This window comes from Serratia sp. K1WW1 (assembly GCF_055790865.1).
In genome coordinates this window covers 1,639,371-1,653,769 of record NZ_CM147697.1, presented here as the reverse complement: position 1 = coordinate 1,653,769, position 14,399 = coordinate 1,639,371, and the positions used below count along the sequence as shown (strand labels likewise).

Genomic DNA, 14,399 nt, shown 5'->3' with positions numbered 1-14,399 from the left:
ATCTGCGCTCGACGAGTAAAGTGCAGTAGCACCTTTGGGTACAATCAAATCCTGCGACAGCCCGGCCATCCATCAGCGCCAGGCGAAAGCATAGGTGATGCTGTCAAAAATAGAATAAGTCACAACGAGGTTCATGCCGCATGGCCAATTTTTTTATTGATCGCCCGATTTTTGCCTGGGTTCTGGCAATTATTCTTTGCCTGACGGGGACGTTGGCGATTTTTTCTCTGCCTGTCGAACAATATCCGAACCTCGCTCCGCCAAACGTGCGTATCAGCGCCTCCTATCCGGGGGCATCGGCACAGACGCTGGAAAATACCGTTACCCAGATTATCGAACAGAACATGACCGGCCTCGACAACATGATGTATATGTCGTCCCAGAGCACCAATACCGGCCAGGCCTCGGTTACGCTGACCTTTGATGCCGGCACCGATCCCAACGAGGCAATGCAACAAGTACAAAACAAGCTGCAGGCCGCCATCAAGCGGTTGCCACAGGCGGTACAGCAACAAGGCGTAACGGTGTCAAAATCGGGTGATACCACGCTGATGATGGTGGCCTTTGTCTCCAACGATGGCAGCATGGATAAGCAGGACATCGCGGACTACATCGTCTCCAACCTGCAAGACCCCCTCAGCCGCATTAACGGCGTGGGCAGCATGGACGTTTACGGTTCACAATACGCCATGCGTATCTGGCTGGATCCGAACAAGCTCACCAGCTATCAGCTCACCACTCAGGATGTAGTCAGCGCCATCAGTTCGCAGAACACCCAGGTGGCGGTGGGCCAGTTGGGCGGCTCCCCTTCCGTGGATCAGCAGGCGCTAAACGCCACCATCAACGCTCAATCCCAGTTGCAAACGCCGGAACAGTTCCGCCAGATCACGCTGCGCGTTAATCGGGACGGTTCGCTGGTCACCCTGGGTGACGTTGCCACGGTGGAATTGGGCGGGGAAAACTATAACTACCTCAGCCGTTACAACGGCCTGCAGGCCGCCGGGATGAACATCAAGCTGGCTTCCGGTGCCAACGAATTGCAAACCGACCAGTTGGTGAAAGCCAAGATCGCCGAGCTTTCACAATATTTCCCCCACGGGCTGGAAGCCAAGATCGCCTATGAGACGACGCCGTTCGTGCAGGCGTCGATCCATGATGTGGTAAAAACCCTGCTGGAAGCCATTTTGCTGGTGTTTTTAGTCATGTACCTGTTCTTGCAGAACTTCCGCGCCACGCTAATTCCCACTATCGCCGTTCCGGTGGTGCTGTTGGGCACCTTTGCCATCCTTTCGGCCTTCGGCTACAGCATTAACACCCTGACGATGTTTGCCATGGTGCTGGCGATCGGCCTGTTGGTGGACGACGCCATCGTGGTGGTGGAAAACGTGGAACGCGTGATGAGCGAGGAAGGTCTCTCCCCCAGGGACGCCACCCGTAAATCCATGGGGCAGATCCAGGGCGCGTTGGTGGGGATTGCCATGGTGCTTTCGGCTGTATTTATTCCCATGGCCTTCTTCGGCGGCACCACCGGCGCCATTTATCGCCAGTTCTCGATCACTATCGTTTCCGCCATGGTGCTTTCGGTGCTGGTCGCCATGATCCTCACCCCGGCCCTGTGCGCCACTATTCTCCAGCCGATCGCCAAAGGCCATCATCACGGCAAGCGCGGTTTCTTCGGCTGGTTTAACCGCATGTTCAATCGCAACACCGAACGCTATGAACGTGGGGTAGCGCGCGTGCTGCATCACAGTGCTCGCTACATGGTGATCTACCTGCTGCTGTTGGCCGGTATGGCGGTGCTGTTTATCAAACTGCCGACCTCATTCCTGCCGCAGGAAGACCGTGGCGTGTTCACCGTACAGGTGCAGTTGCCAGCAGGTTCCACCCTGCAACAAACCACCAAGGTGGTGGAAAAGGTTGAGCACTACTTTCTGACCGAAGAGAAAGCCGACGTGCTGTCGGTGTTCTCCACCATCGGTGCCGGGCCAGGCGGCAACGGCCAGAACGTCGCACGCCTGTTCTTGCGCCTGAAGGACTGGGATCTACGCAGTTCGGGAGCCAATAGTTCGTTCGATATCATCGAGCGAGCTACCAAGGCCTTTAGCAATATCAACGAAGCGCGCGTGATCGCCAGCAGCCCGCCAGCAATCACCGGGCTGGGGAACTCTTCGGGCTTCGATATGCAGTTGGAAGACCACGCCGGGCTGGGGCATGACAAGCTGATGGAGGCTCGCAATCAATTGCTGCAGTTGGCTGGGCAAAACCCGCAGCTATCGCGCGTACGCCATAATGGCCTTGATGACAGCCCGCAGTTGCAGATCGATATCGATCAGCGCAAGGCACAGGCGCTGGGGGTGTCTATCGACGATATCAACAGCACCTTGTCAACCGCCTGGGGCTCCACCTACGTCAACGACTTTTTAGACCGCGGGCGAGTGAAGAAAGTGTACGTCCAGGCCGGAGCGCCCTTCCGTATGCTGCCGGAGGACATCAACAAGTGGTACGTGCGTAACGACAGCGGTGGGATGGTGCCCTTCTCCGCCTTTGCTACCTCCCATTGGGAATATGGTTCACCGCGTCTGGAACGCTACAACGGTAACTCCACGGTAGAAATCGTGGGCGAGGCTGCCCCGGGCGTCAGTACCGGTACCGCGATGGATGAAATGGAAAAACTCGTCAGCCAGCTACCGACCGGTTTCGGTCTGGAATGGACCGCAATGTCCTACCAGGAACGCCTGTCCGGTTCCCAGGCACCGGCGCTGTATGCCATCTCGCTGTTAGTGGTATTCCTGTGTCTGGCGGCCCTGTATGAAAGCTGGTCGATCCCGTTTTCGGTCATGTTGGTGGTACCGCTGGGGGTGATCGGTGCCGTCACGGCCACCTGGCTGCGCGGGCTGGAAAACGATGTGTACTTCCAGGTGGGGCTATTGACGATTATCGGGCTGTCGGCCAAGAACGCCATCCTGATCGTGGAATTTGCCAACGAGCTGAACAATAAAGGCCAGGATTTGCTGGAGGCAACGCTGGAAGCCTCGCGCCTGCGTTTGCGCCCTATCCTGATGACCTCACTGGCGTTTATCTTCGGCGTTCTGCCAATGGCCATCAGTTCCGGTGCAGGTTCTGGCAGCCAGCATGCGGTAGGTACCGGGGTGATGGGCGGTATGATTTCAGCCACCGTTCTGGCAATTTTCTTTGTGCCGCTGTTCTTTGTATTGGTACGCCGCCGCTTCCCTGGTAAGGCGCTTCCTCACCATCACGATAGCCAATAGCAGGCGTAAAAAAAGCAGCTTCGGGAAACCGAGGCTGCTTTGCTAAAGACTTAATATTGTTACCCTAGGTGCTTTAAATAAAAACAAACCCAATAGCCTTATTCAAGCTTTAAACCCTATATGGTGTTAGTTACCTAACATCTCATCAATAAAGTCTTTCCAATTTGTTAACTCACGATCAACCATGATACTTCACAACCTCCAGTTATTGGACGCAGGGATTCTACGCCTGTTTTTTGACCAAGTGAAGCCTTTTGGGAACGATGCCAGCCAAGAAAACCCAGGTATGGAGCATATTTTCAGATTAATCATAAACCTATCCAGATGTAACAATTTCTTTAGCGTTCTTGAACCGATGCTGGGCAACAGATACCTACGTTAGGTTGAATTTATCCTACAAAATCAATACACCAATTTTAATGTGCCACAGACAAGATCATTCCAATAAAATAACCAGCCCCCCCTATTGGCATACTTCCTTTTGTGTGACTTTAAATTGCACCTTAGATAGCCCCCTAATATTTCATTAATATGAAATAAGGACGGATCCCATAAAAAATAACGCAAAAAAAAGACCGCCAATGTTATTGGCGGTAAAAATTTGCTGAGTGATTATTGCTGTATAATAATCATGACGTGTCGCTACCCCTCTTTTTCCGGCTGCCTGCGCTTGAGAATACGCTGATACCATGGCTGAGGCACGGGGTGAACAATATGTCGCAGCGCTCGGGCGTAATCCATCACCAGCCCTGGCGTCCAGGCCATTGAGAGTGCCCGTCTGCGTACCTGCGCGGCAATCCACAGTTCCGGCATGGTCAAAATACGTAATGTACCCAGCCAACTTTTACTCTGTTTGGCAAGCACACCATCCAATGAGGCTTCCAAGGCATAGGCAACACTACTGGAGCAGTTACGCGACGTCAGATTGTAGATTTTAGTCAGCTGATAGCCGCTCCAAAAACGTAGTAGTGCCGAGCTGTTATAACGGTGAAACTGGATCTGCCGATTCGAATCGCACCAGTTGGCCGCCTCGGTAACATAGTCCGGCTGGAAGGTGCCGGGCACGTCATTTTCTCGCGTCGCCTTCAACACATTGAGGAACTCCGAAGGAGAACGATCGATATCTGCCGCTGGATACAGGCTGATGTAGATGCTCGGTACCAGTTCCAATGCAGCATGCCCGGTAGAGATAACCCCTTGAGCATCTACGGCCGCGATATAGCGATTAATGACTGGCCGGGGGATTGGGGCCGCACTCGCCGTTCCTTCCGGGGTCCAGATATGGACGGTTAAAGGCTCTTTAAAATCAGTGCTGGGGGCAACCACCTCGGGGGGCCGAGCCGCCGATTTCTTTCCAAAGACGTAAAATATCTCGGTAGGTACCAACAATTCAAACACCGAGGTGCCATCCCTTAGAAGGTTGGCCCGCCTGGCTAATTGCAGGATATTGATGCCACTGACAACCATCAATGTGCCCAGGAAAAACGATATGGTGGCTTTGTAGTGCACCGGATAGGGGCTAAAGATGAGCATGGCGAACAGTATCTGAGCAATGCCGCTGACCAGCGCATTCTTCCAGCGCGGAAACCGCACGATCCAGGCAGAAGCGATCATAAACAAGCCAATAACGAAATAGGAGAAACCGAATATGATTGCCAGTAGCAAATTACTGTAGGGTCTGTTCGCCAGGATCAGCAGTGCGACAACACAAAAGATCCCGCCCTTGAAATAGAGCACCGCTTTCTGCGCCCCAACCCCGCTGGAGGCAATACTCAACGTGACCAGGCTCTCCAGAAGCATCAGTGCACCAAAAACCTGTAAGGGAAAATAGAGCACGCCATCAAGGCCATCGATAAAGATACCGATCCCCATCAGCCCCCAGATAATCCCGATTACGCCCAAAAATTTGGCTTTGGAGCGCACAAAATCAACGCCGAATAATAACAGGGCAATCTGGATCACTGCTGCAACTCTCCGCAATATGCAAATAATAGGTTCATTTAACTGTCCTGGTGATACTGGCTTGCTTGCCAGTTGCCGACAATAATGCTCTGTGCTTCCTCATCCAGCAGGACGCAGCTGTTATCCACCAACGTCAACCACTCTCCCTGTGGCATCTGGATACGGAATACCAACGGGGGACGGGGTTGAGGGCTATCATTGAGGAGCCAATGGTCACGCAGCTTGCCTTGATCATGCGGATGAACCCATTGCATGACGTCATCCATGGTGTCTAGCTTGCTGGGAACCTTCTGCTCAAACAAACTGTCGAGCTCATCTTCCCAGTGCAAAATCCCGGTACGTGGGTTGAGGCTATAAATTACCCCCTTACCGGTTATCCGGCCGGTATCTGGGTTAAAACTGTTGGTCGAGTGCTTCAACACCCTGATAAACACGATTAACAACGCCGTCGCGGAAAGGTAGCTCAAGGCTAATAACAGAGACTCATTGAGATGTAAGCCCTTTAGAAAAAAGGGCCCATGCTGATGATTGGTATAGTAAATCACTCCCAAACCAAGAGTGATAAGCGCGAGAGAACCCCCGCGATTTCCCCAGGCCACAGAAAGCATAATAGCCAGAATAATGGGGAGGCATGCCAAGGCAAAGTAGAGCGCAGCAGCGTTGTGTTGCAGCCAGAGAAGGGGGTAACCAAAGATAAACCAGATCGAAACACACAGCAGCAGCCAAAGTGCCCCTCCCAGAAGCCCCGTTTGCAGATTGCAACTGGCAGGTTCCAAGCGCCGATTAACAAACCCCATAATAACGGCTGTGGCAAAGATAATGCCGGTAACATCAGCGATAAAGTTCTGCCAGAACAAGCTGAGCAAAGGCTGCTGGTGGATTAGAGCATAACCCCCACCAATAATTAGCGCATCCAGCCCGCTGAAGACCAAGGTTGCAGTGATACAGATTAAAATAGTATGGAGATCGTCATTAAGCCGTGCAAAGCGTCGAACCGCCCAGGCTATCGCTACATTGGCTGGCATGGATAGCAGGGCATCGATCATTGATATCAATGGCTTATGCTGCCAGCCCTCCCTCAACAACAAGCTCGCTAACGTCAAAATGACGAACAGGGTTAAATAACTGCGCCAGCGGGACAAAAGAAAGGCGGCAACCGCAACGCCTGAGGGAAACCACACGATAGCGATCGGCGAGTTAGGGTCGTCAAATTTTAATGAGATCAATCCGGCGAGGTAATAGATTATCCCCCATAGCAGCAGGGTGAAAAGTTGTCGAACATACGATGGAACTTGGGGTGTCATTTTTTACTCACTGGTATGCACGCAGGCATTTTGTGAAAAATATCACGTGTTGCCGTGAAGAAAAGCTTGATTAACTATAGGACATTCTACATCAGCATGATGTGAACGTACTATTTCAAACTCATCGGAGATCTATCCAGGCATATATTTCTTTGCGGATGAATAGTGAAGGAGTAACGTTGCTACAGGATTTAGCAAAACACCGTTGAAAGGGAAAATCATGTCTTCGAGTATCACCATCGAGCAGTTGAAACAACAAGGTCGCTATCCGGAAGCCACCGAGATGGCCCAACAGATGCTGCAACAGGCACCGTTGGATGGCTCGCTGCATTACCAGCTGGCGTGCCTTTACGATGTGCAGGGCTTTGAGCAGCAGGCGATCCCCTGTTATCTCGCCGCCTTGCAGCACGGCCTGCCTGCACAGTTACGCCAGGAAGCCTGGCTGGGCCTGGGCAGCACCTATCGCGCATTGGGGGAATACCAGAAATCGCTAGCCGCTTTCGACGACGGGTTAAACGAGTTCCCGCAGGCCAAGGAGATCACGCTGTTCCGCGCCATGACGCTCTACAATCTGGGGGAAACCAAACAGGCGGTATCGGACCTGCTGATCCTGTTGGCAGAGACCTCGGCACATACGGAGATCAGCAGCTACCAGCGTGCGATCCAGCAATATGCTGCGGATTTGGATCGTATTGGCTGAAGGGAAAATTATGGAGATCATCACCGAACCGCGTAAATGTAATATCGAATGGCAACAGTTAGGCGAATTGCTGGCCGCTGCCGGGCTAGGCGAGCGTGATCCACAGGTCTTACAGAAGGTGTACCAAAATAGCCAATTCTGCTATTGGGGCTTTATTGAGGGAGAGCTGATGGCCACCGCTCACGCCATCAGTGACATGACCTCGGTAGCTTATCTGGCCGATGTCGCCATCCATCCGCGCTTCCAGGGGCAAGGTTATGGTCAGCAGTTGATGGATCGCGTCATGCAAGATCTGGCCCCATTAGGTAAAGTGTTTATTTACTCGGTGCCGGACAAATTGGCATTTTATAAGCGATATGGCTTCCACGATCTGACTACCGGCATGGTGTATGCCGATGGGAGCACGCTGGAAAGGTTACAAAATAGCGGGTATGTGCGTTGAACATCAAACTGCTAAATAGCGATTCCTAATAAGCCTAGTGTATGGATAGCATGTGAGAGAAAAACCATCAACCTACTTTCTTACAGCTTATATCCGTTTCAATGCCTAGCTCACATTGACGTTTAGCATTTTCTCCTTAATAAAAAACCACATCGATTTAATATAGAACCTCATTGGTGTTATATAATATGATGGAATGATTAACATAAGGAGCATGATAATGATAATCCCTAAGGCTGGGGCACCATTTTTAATGGTGGTACCAATCGTGAAGATTGTTAATATCACAGTTAAAGTAACGCTCGTTCTGAAGGTCCTTTTCCCTACATCCCTGACCGAATAGATAAAATCAAGGTTGAAAATTTTAGCATTGGCTTTTGCCTGCCTGATTTCATGCCGAGTGAAACCTGACTCCAGCAGCAATCTATTCGTCGTTTTAGTTTTTCCATTAATCGATTTCATTTCTAATACATCTTTGGTTAATTAATTTAAAAAAATCACATTATAAGCTTATTTATGTAAAGTCTAATGCTAAATCTTTATGGTATGGAGATACTCGCGAGGCCTCTAAGACAGATTTAGCGTCTGGGATAGTTCATATATCAACCGACTCTATTTTGGGAGGTGAAACTCGATATAAAAACATAAAAAACCTAAGCTTCACCAATTTTGCAGTTAGCAGGAAACTTAGTTTTATTCCTCTGCTATTACTCCAGATATAGAAAGAAACAAAAAGCATGAATAGGATCAGATAAACAAGAGCTTGCTTTACATCATCACTAAAAAAGTAAGCTCCAAACATCATCACAAAAAAAACAGAGGAAAGAAACATCATATTCCCACCGCATAGCTCGGCAACTAGCAGAATATAGTTTTTTAATGATTTATCATCTGTCGTTTTTACTCCTTTTCCATAGGTTTCATTCTTTTTAGCTCTATACTGATTCTTTAATTTTAGTAGTTCTTGGTAAGTAAATCCATTTTTCAAAATTAATTTATTGATTTTCATAGCATTACTGTTATCTTATTGCAGATGATATTTCTCTTATTCTAACTTAATCGATTACTATAGAACAAGCAAAACCTAAAGATTCAATTATATTATTAAAAACAAGCATTCATCATAATAGTCGTTTATGCACAATAACCACATAGTATCAGTATAAAAACCTGTACCATACTGTGACTTTCGCTAATTGCGATACAGGTCGAACAATTCAGCAATAAGTACTGAGAGGAGCTTTACCTTCTACTCTAACAAACGAGTAAAAATTTGCCTAAACCAGACGTATTCTGTATGTATTGGCTTTTAAATACAAACCTCTCTCTGTCAATGATGAGCACATCTCTGTCTGGATTTAAACCCCGTTTTCCCGCATTATCTGTGCTATCACCGTGCGGTATAAGTTAGTGATCTACTCTTATGCCGCTCAGTACAGATTTTGACGATTAAAAGGTAGCTTTTACGCCATGACAGACAAACCGCAGCACGCCTCGCTGACCATGTTCGGCATCAAAAATTGTGACACCATCAAAAAAGCCCGCCGCTGGCTGGAAGAACAGGGAGTGGCTTACCAATTCCACGACTATCGCGCAGACGGGCTGGACGAACAGCTGTTGCGTGATTTTGTCGAGCGCCTGGGTTGGGAACCCTTGTTGAATACCCGTGGCACGACATGGCGTAAACTGGATGAAGCCCAGCGCAATGCCTGCGACAATGCTGATGCCGCCATCGCCTTGATGCTTGAGCAACCTGCCATGATCAAACGCCCCCTGCTGGATGATGGTAAAGGACATGCCCTGCTAGGCTTCAGCAGCGAAAGCTATCAGCAATTTATTACCGAGGTTAACTCATGATCTGCCCTGTTATCGAACTGGCGCAACAGCTTATCAAGCGCCCTTCCCTCAGCCCATATGACGAAGGCTGTCAGGAGTTGATGATCGCCCGCCTGAAAGCGATCGGTTTTACCGTCGAACCAATGAACTTTGGCGATACGCAAAACTTCTGGGCCTGGCGCGGTCAGGGCAGCACGCTGGCGTTTGCTGGCCACACCGATGTGGTGCCAACCGGCGACGAGAAAAATTGGGATAACCCACCGTTTGAGCCCGTCATCCGCGACGGCATGCTTTATGGGCGCGGAGCCGCCGATATGAAAGGCTCCCTGGCCGCCATGGTGGTAGCCGCAGAACGCTTCGTTGCCGCCAACCCCAACCATCAGGGCCGCCTGGCGTTTCTGATCACCTCAGACGAAGAGGCCAGCGCCACTCATGGCACAGTGAAGGTAGTGGAAGCCTTGATGGCTCGCAACGAACGCCTTGATTATTGCCTGGTCGGCGAACCTTCAAGCACCGAGCGGGTCGGAGACGTGGTGAAAAATGGCCGCCGTGGCTCGATCACCGCCAATCTGCGTATACATGGCGTTCAGGGGCACGTCGCCTATCCACATCTGGCCGATAATCCGGTTCACCGGGCTATGCCTGCGTTAAACGAACTGGTCGCCATTGAGTGGGATCAGGGCAACGAATTCTTCCCGCCAACCAGCATGCAAATTGCCAACGTGCAGGCCGGGACCGGTAGCAACAACGTGATCCCCGGTGAAATGTTCGTGCAGTTCAACTTCCGCTTCAGCACCGAATTGACCGATATCCTGATAAAGCAACGGGTGCAGGAACTGTTGGATCGCCATAACTTGAATTACAGCATCGACTGGTGGCTGTCTGGCCAGCCTTTCCTGACCGCTCGAGGCGCTTTGGTCGACGCCGTGGTGAATGCGGTAGAACACTATGCCGAGCTAACCCCGCAATTGCTGACTACCGGCGGTACCTCTGATGGCCGCTTTATCGCTCAGATGGGAGCACAGGTGGTTGAGCTGGGGCCGGTCAACGCCACCATCCATAAAGTGAATGAATGCGTACATGCGGCCGATCTGCAGTTACTGAGCCGCATGTATCAGCGTATCATGGAGCAACTGGTCGCATGATCAGCGCAGAAATGCTCACCGGGCGCTCGACGGAGCATCTCACCGTACTGAGCGGCAATCACCGGCTGCAACCCGCTGCGGTGGTGGCCTTTCAGGCCATGCAACAGGCGGCTAAAACGGCAGGCTTCGATCTGCAACCGGCCAGCACCTTTCGCGATTTTGACCGGCAACTGGCGATCTGGAATGGCAAGTTCTGCGGAGAACGGCCAGTATTGGATCACAATAGCCAACCGATCGATATCCAGCCATTGTCTGCCGCCGAGCGTTGTGAAGCCATTTTGCGTTGGTCGGCCCTACCGGGTGCCAGCCGTCATCACTGGGGCAGCGATCTGGATGTTTACGATCCGTCGTTGCTGCCCGTTGGGCAAAAGTTGCAGTTGGAGCCGTGGGAATATGAAGCCGGTGGTTATTTCCATCCGCTAAATCTTTGGCTGACTGCACATATGGCCGAGTTTGGCTTCTATCGCCCGTTTACCGCCGATCAAGGTGGGGTGGCGGTGGAACCCTGGCATTTAAGTTATCGCCCGCTGGCGCAAGAGGCCGAGCATTTACTGACGCCTGAGCTGCTGCTGGCGGCCTGGCGAGATAAGGACGTTGCTGGTGCAGCTTGGCTCGCAAGCCATCTGCCCGCGATATTCTCGCGTTTTGTTCGCCCTGAAGGAAAGGTGTAAACATGCATTGGTTAGCTGACTACTGGTGGATAATCCTGGTGATATTGGCAGGTATTATCATTAGCGGGATCAAGGAATTACGCCGCCTGGATCATCGAAAATTCCTGGCCAACAAGCCTGAATTGCCGCCCCACCGCGATAACAACGCCAAGTGGGACGACGAAGACGACTGGCCGAAAAAGCCATAACCTCAGGGCGCACATAGCGCCCTGCTGTTTATTTAAAAGCGATCAGATCGCCCCGTTTACCAAACATCGCCTCTTCCCAATAGCGCTGCGGCACATAGTAATGCAAACGATCCAGAGCAGCATTCATCATGCCCGAACTGATTGCGTGCCCGACGCCAGGTTCAATATCCAATGTCACATCTGCGCCAGCGGCCTGTAACTGAGCCTCAGCCGCTTGCGCATGTTCCGCAGCAATCACACCGTCTGTCTCACCATGGATCAGGTGTACCACGCTGTCACCAACGTCGGCTTGCGGTAACTGGGCAAAACGACCGCTGAAGGCCACTACCCGCCCGGCCAGCTTGGCTTCGGCTTTTATCCCCTCCAGCGCCATGATCGAACCCTGCGAAAAACCAACCAGCGCGGTGCCCGCGTAGCCCACACCGCTGTGCTGCTGCCAGTAGCGCACGGTTTCAACAAAGGTTGGCATCACTTCGGCAATGCGCTCCGTGCGGTTGTGTTCGGTGATCCCCTGAACCGAGAACCATTGGCGACCCTCACCGTTGCCAAAAGCGAATGGGCCACCAATACTCACCACCAAGGCCTGTGGGAAATCTTTGGCGAAGTAACTGCCGATCTCCCCCATCGCCACCGGGTTATCCCCCACGCCATGAAACAGCAGTATCAGTTGCTCTGCCGGAGCTGCGGGGCTTTGGACAACGAAATGCGAATGTTTCATAGGGGACTCCTCAGATTAGAGACATCCGGGACAAACCCGGCAACTGCCCCTTACTATACGCCGCGGAGAAATCAGGAAAATCGGGTTTTATTGAACAACTCTTTCCATTTATTGCAACGACTGCGCCCACTCCTGCCAGTAGCGGCAATGTTGCGCATTAAGCTGTTGCAACGCCTGCCCAGCCTCTTGTCGCCAAAGCCGCAGCAAGGCTTTTTGGCCACTCAGGCCATATTGGGCAGCGCACTGGGCCGTGGTTTGTTGTTGCTGCAAATGCGCGCGCAATGCCGCACAGGGCAATGAACTGCTCCACAGCAGACGTTGTAACGCCCCCAGACTGGCCTCCAAGGGCCGATGGGCAAAGGCAAAACCAGCCAGCTCGCGCCAGTCTTCTTCATTTAATAGTGGATCGGTATCATCGTCGAGCTCCAGCAACAGGTCGCTACGTTGCCGCAACCAGCGCCAATCCCGTGCCAGGTGCTTATGCGCCGCATGGCACAGCGCCTCTCCTTGCTCAGTAATAGCCAGCAACGCCATGGCGGTGTAACAGCCACTGCTGGCCTCCGGTTTGTTGCCAATCCGCACCAGAGTGAAGCCACAAGATTGCCAAAACCGCCACAGCGGCTCGGTATAGCCAAAGCTGACGGAAAGAAAATCCAACCCCTGCGAGTCACGTTTTTGCTGTTCCACCAACCGGCTGGCGATCCCTTGCTGGCGTAACTCCGGCAACACGGCGATACGGGTAATGCGACGGGAACGCAGCGTAGGTGCCCACCATTGGCCGCTATGTGCCGCCAAAGATTGAACGACCAGATTGCCACGTGGCCTTCTGCGGCCCGCCCAAACTTCGTGGGCCAGTTCAACCGATAAGCCGCCCTCATCTACCAGCCATAACGCCCCGACCACCTCATCCCCCAGCAACGCCGCACTGAAGTGCATCCCGGGCGCATCCATCAGACGGCGTAAATCCAGCGGTGAGGTTCTATAGTGTGCGCTACAGAGCAACGCATAGAAACGCCGTAACCGTTGCGGATCGGCACACAGTTCAGCCTGTTCAATAGCACCAAAAGTGGGTGACTGACCGGCCACTGCCCATACCGGTTCCTCGTTGAACAGCAAGGCATGATCGATAATCCGCTCCAGGGCATCACCCTCTGCCCAACGCATCGGTTGCTGCAAGCTTAGCGGCTGCCACTGTGGCAAGGTGGCGCAGAACTTGAGTAAAAATCCGCGCCCCGTTCCTTCATATCCCTGCACCGTGGTTGTCAGTAATACGCGTGGGAAATAGTCCATTAACTGTTGCAGTAAAGGTCCAGGGATCGCGGCGGCCTCATCCACCAGCAGCCAGCCAACACCCTCTGTACCCTGTTCAGCACAATGCTGTAGCAAGGCATCCGGTGCCCAAAACTTGGCCCGTCCTGCGGCCCACTCGCTGGCAACGTCGGTAGCGGCGCGGCTCGGGCCGGTGATCCAACAGGTTAACGGGCTGCTGGCCATCAACATCCCCGCCACCGTTGATTTCCCCCGGCCACGGGCAGCGGTTAATACCCAGATCCCAGACTCGGCAGCCAACAAGCGGGCCAAAATGGCCTGCTGTTCCTCACTCGGATTACCCTGGGGAGCCTGCCAAGCTGGCCGTGATGGTAAGGGAGCCAGGCACAACGGTTCACCTTGCCGCCAGATAGACACTTCGCTATCGGCCAGCAAGCGTTGTTGCAGATGGTGGATAAAATGGGGCGTGGCGATCGGCTGTGGGCAATCGCTCCAGCGCAGGCTGTCACTATCAGGCTGCTGCGGCCAACTTTGCCAAGGTGGAACCAGCAACAGTAACCAGCTACCGGCTTGTAATGTCCCGCAAAGCTGGGCCAGCGCTTCGACATCCAGCCCCGCTAACGCATCAAACACCGCATGCAACCGCTCCTGCCCCAACAGGGTTCTGACCGCGTGACTCGCCAACGCATCGATTCCTGCGGGCACGTCATTACCGACCCAAGGCCAGTCACCCGGCAGCTGTGCCGCCAGTTGCTGCGCCCGATCCCGGCACCATTGCGATTCGCCGCTGATCACCAACAGCCGCCGAATACCCTGCTGCTGCATGCGTTGTTGCATTTTTTGTAACATGAATATTGAGGCCTGAAAGCAGAGTGCCGGGCTCTAAGGCACCGGC

13 protein-coding genes are annotated in these 14,399 nt (G+C 52.5%); 7 read left to right on the top strand and 6 right to left on the bottom strand.

Features of this window, described 5'->3' with window-relative positions; genetic code table 11:
• Positions 1-140 precede the first annotated feature (140 nt).
• Entirely contained in the window at positions 141-3,269 is a 3,129-nt protein-coding gene (gene acrD, locus ACX9GU_RS07530; RefSeq protein WP_473194354.1) for a multidrug efflux RND transporter permease AcrD, read from the top strand.
• Between the two features lie 126 nt (positions 3,270-3,395).
• Here the strand turns inward: acrD and ypfM are convergent, their stop codons facing one another.
• From ypfM to ACX9GU_RS07515, 3 genes are all read right to left on the bottom strand, one after another.
• Positions 3,396-3,455 (bottom strand): protein YpfM, encoded by a 60-nt coding sequence (gene ypfM / locus ACX9GU_RS07525; protein ID WP_138106377.1) that lies wholly within the window; start codon positions 3,453-3,455, stop codon positions 3,396-3,398.
• Between the two features lie 456 nt (positions 3,456-3,911).
• Positions 3,912-5,231 carry an HdeD family acid-resistance protein gene (locus ACX9GU_RS07520; RefSeq protein WP_473194353.1) on the bottom strand — a complete coding sequence of 440 codons (1,320 nt, stop codon included), beginning with the start codon at positions 5,229-5,231 and terminating at the stop codon, positions 3,912-3,914.
• A gap of 38 nt (positions 5,232-5,269) precedes the next feature.
• Entirely contained in the window at positions 5,270-6,535 is a 1,266-nt protein-coding gene (locus tag ACX9GU_RS07515) for an MASE1 domain-containing protein (protein WP_473194352.1), read from the bottom strand.
• Positions 6,536-6,755: 220 nt separating this feature from the next.
• On the opposite strand from ACX9GU_RS07515, the gene ACX9GU_RS07510 reads away from it, so the two are divergent.
• Positions 6,756-7,235, top strand: coding sequence for a tetratricopeptide repeat protein (locus ACX9GU_RS07510; protein WP_473194351.1), 480 nt, complete (start codon positions 6,756-6,758; stop codon positions 7,233-7,235).
• A 10-nt stretch (positions 7,236-7,245) separates the two neighbouring features.
• The gene (locus tag ACX9GU_RS07505; RefSeq protein ID WP_473194350.1) at positions 7,246-7,677 is read left to right on the top strand and encodes a GNAT family N-acetyltransferase; all 432 of its coding nucleotides are present in this window, start codon (positions 7,246-7,248) and stop codon (positions 7,675-7,677) included.
• A 595-nt stretch (positions 7,678-8,272) separates the two neighbouring features.
• On the opposite strand, the gene ACX9GU_RS07500 is transcribed toward ACX9GU_RS07505, so the two are convergent.
• Complete coding sequence (locus ACX9GU_RS07500) at positions 8,273-8,686, bottom strand: hypothetical protein (protein ID WP_473194349.1); 414 nt, start codon at positions 8,684-8,686, stop codon at positions 8,273-8,275.
• 461 nt (positions 8,687-9,147) lie between these two features.
• Between ACX9GU_RS07500 and ACX9GU_RS07495 the strand changes: the two genes are divergently transcribed.
• Genes ACX9GU_RS07495 through ACX9GU_RS07480 form a run of 4 tightly spaced genes read left to right on the top strand, consistent with a single transcriptional unit; the run spans position 9,148 to position 11,517 of the window.
• Entirely contained in the window at positions 9,148-9,534 is a 387-nt protein-coding gene (locus ACX9GU_RS07495) for an ArsC family reductase (RefSeq protein ID WP_021807104.1), read from the top strand.
• The gene (dapE, locus tag ACX9GU_RS07490) at positions 9,531-10,658 is read left to right on the top strand and encodes a succinyl-diaminopimelate desuccinylase (protein ID WP_473194348.1); all 1,128 of its coding nucleotides are present in this window, start codon (positions 9,531-9,533) and stop codon (positions 10,656-10,658) included. Before ACX9GU_RS07495 ends, dapE begins: the two co-directional genes overlap by 4 nt.
• Complete coding sequence (locus tag ACX9GU_RS07485; RefSeq protein ID WP_473194347.1) at positions 10,655-11,329, top strand: M15 family metallopeptidase; 675 nt, start codon at positions 10,655-10,657, stop codon at positions 11,327-11,329. Before dapE ends, ACX9GU_RS07485 begins: the two co-directional genes overlap by 4 nt.
• Positions 11,330-11,331: 2 nt before the next feature.
• A complete protein-coding gene (locus tag ACX9GU_RS07480; RefSeq protein WP_021178743.1) occupies positions 11,332-11,517 on the top strand; it encodes a YpfN family protein in 186 nt (61 codons plus the stop codon).
• Between the two features lie 28 nt (positions 11,518-11,545).
• Here ACX9GU_RS07480 and ypfH read toward each other — a convergent pair whose 3' ends face one another.
• Together ypfH and ACX9GU_RS07470 are read right to left on the bottom strand one after the other, a co-directional pair.
• Positions 11,546-12,235 carry an esterase gene (gene ypfH / locus ACX9GU_RS07475; protein WP_473194346.1) on the bottom strand — a complete coding sequence of 230 codons (690 nt, stop codon included), beginning with the start codon at positions 12,233-12,235 and terminating at the stop codon, positions 11,546-11,548.
• Between the two features lie 108 nt (positions 12,236-12,343).
• On the bottom strand, positions 12,344-14,353 hold the full coding sequence (locus ACX9GU_RS07470) for a tRNA(Met) cytidine acetyltransferase TmcA (protein ID WP_473194345.1): 2,010 nt from the start codon (positions 14,351-14,353) through the stop codon (positions 12,344-12,346).
• Positions 14,354-14,399 lie beyond the last annotated feature (46 nt).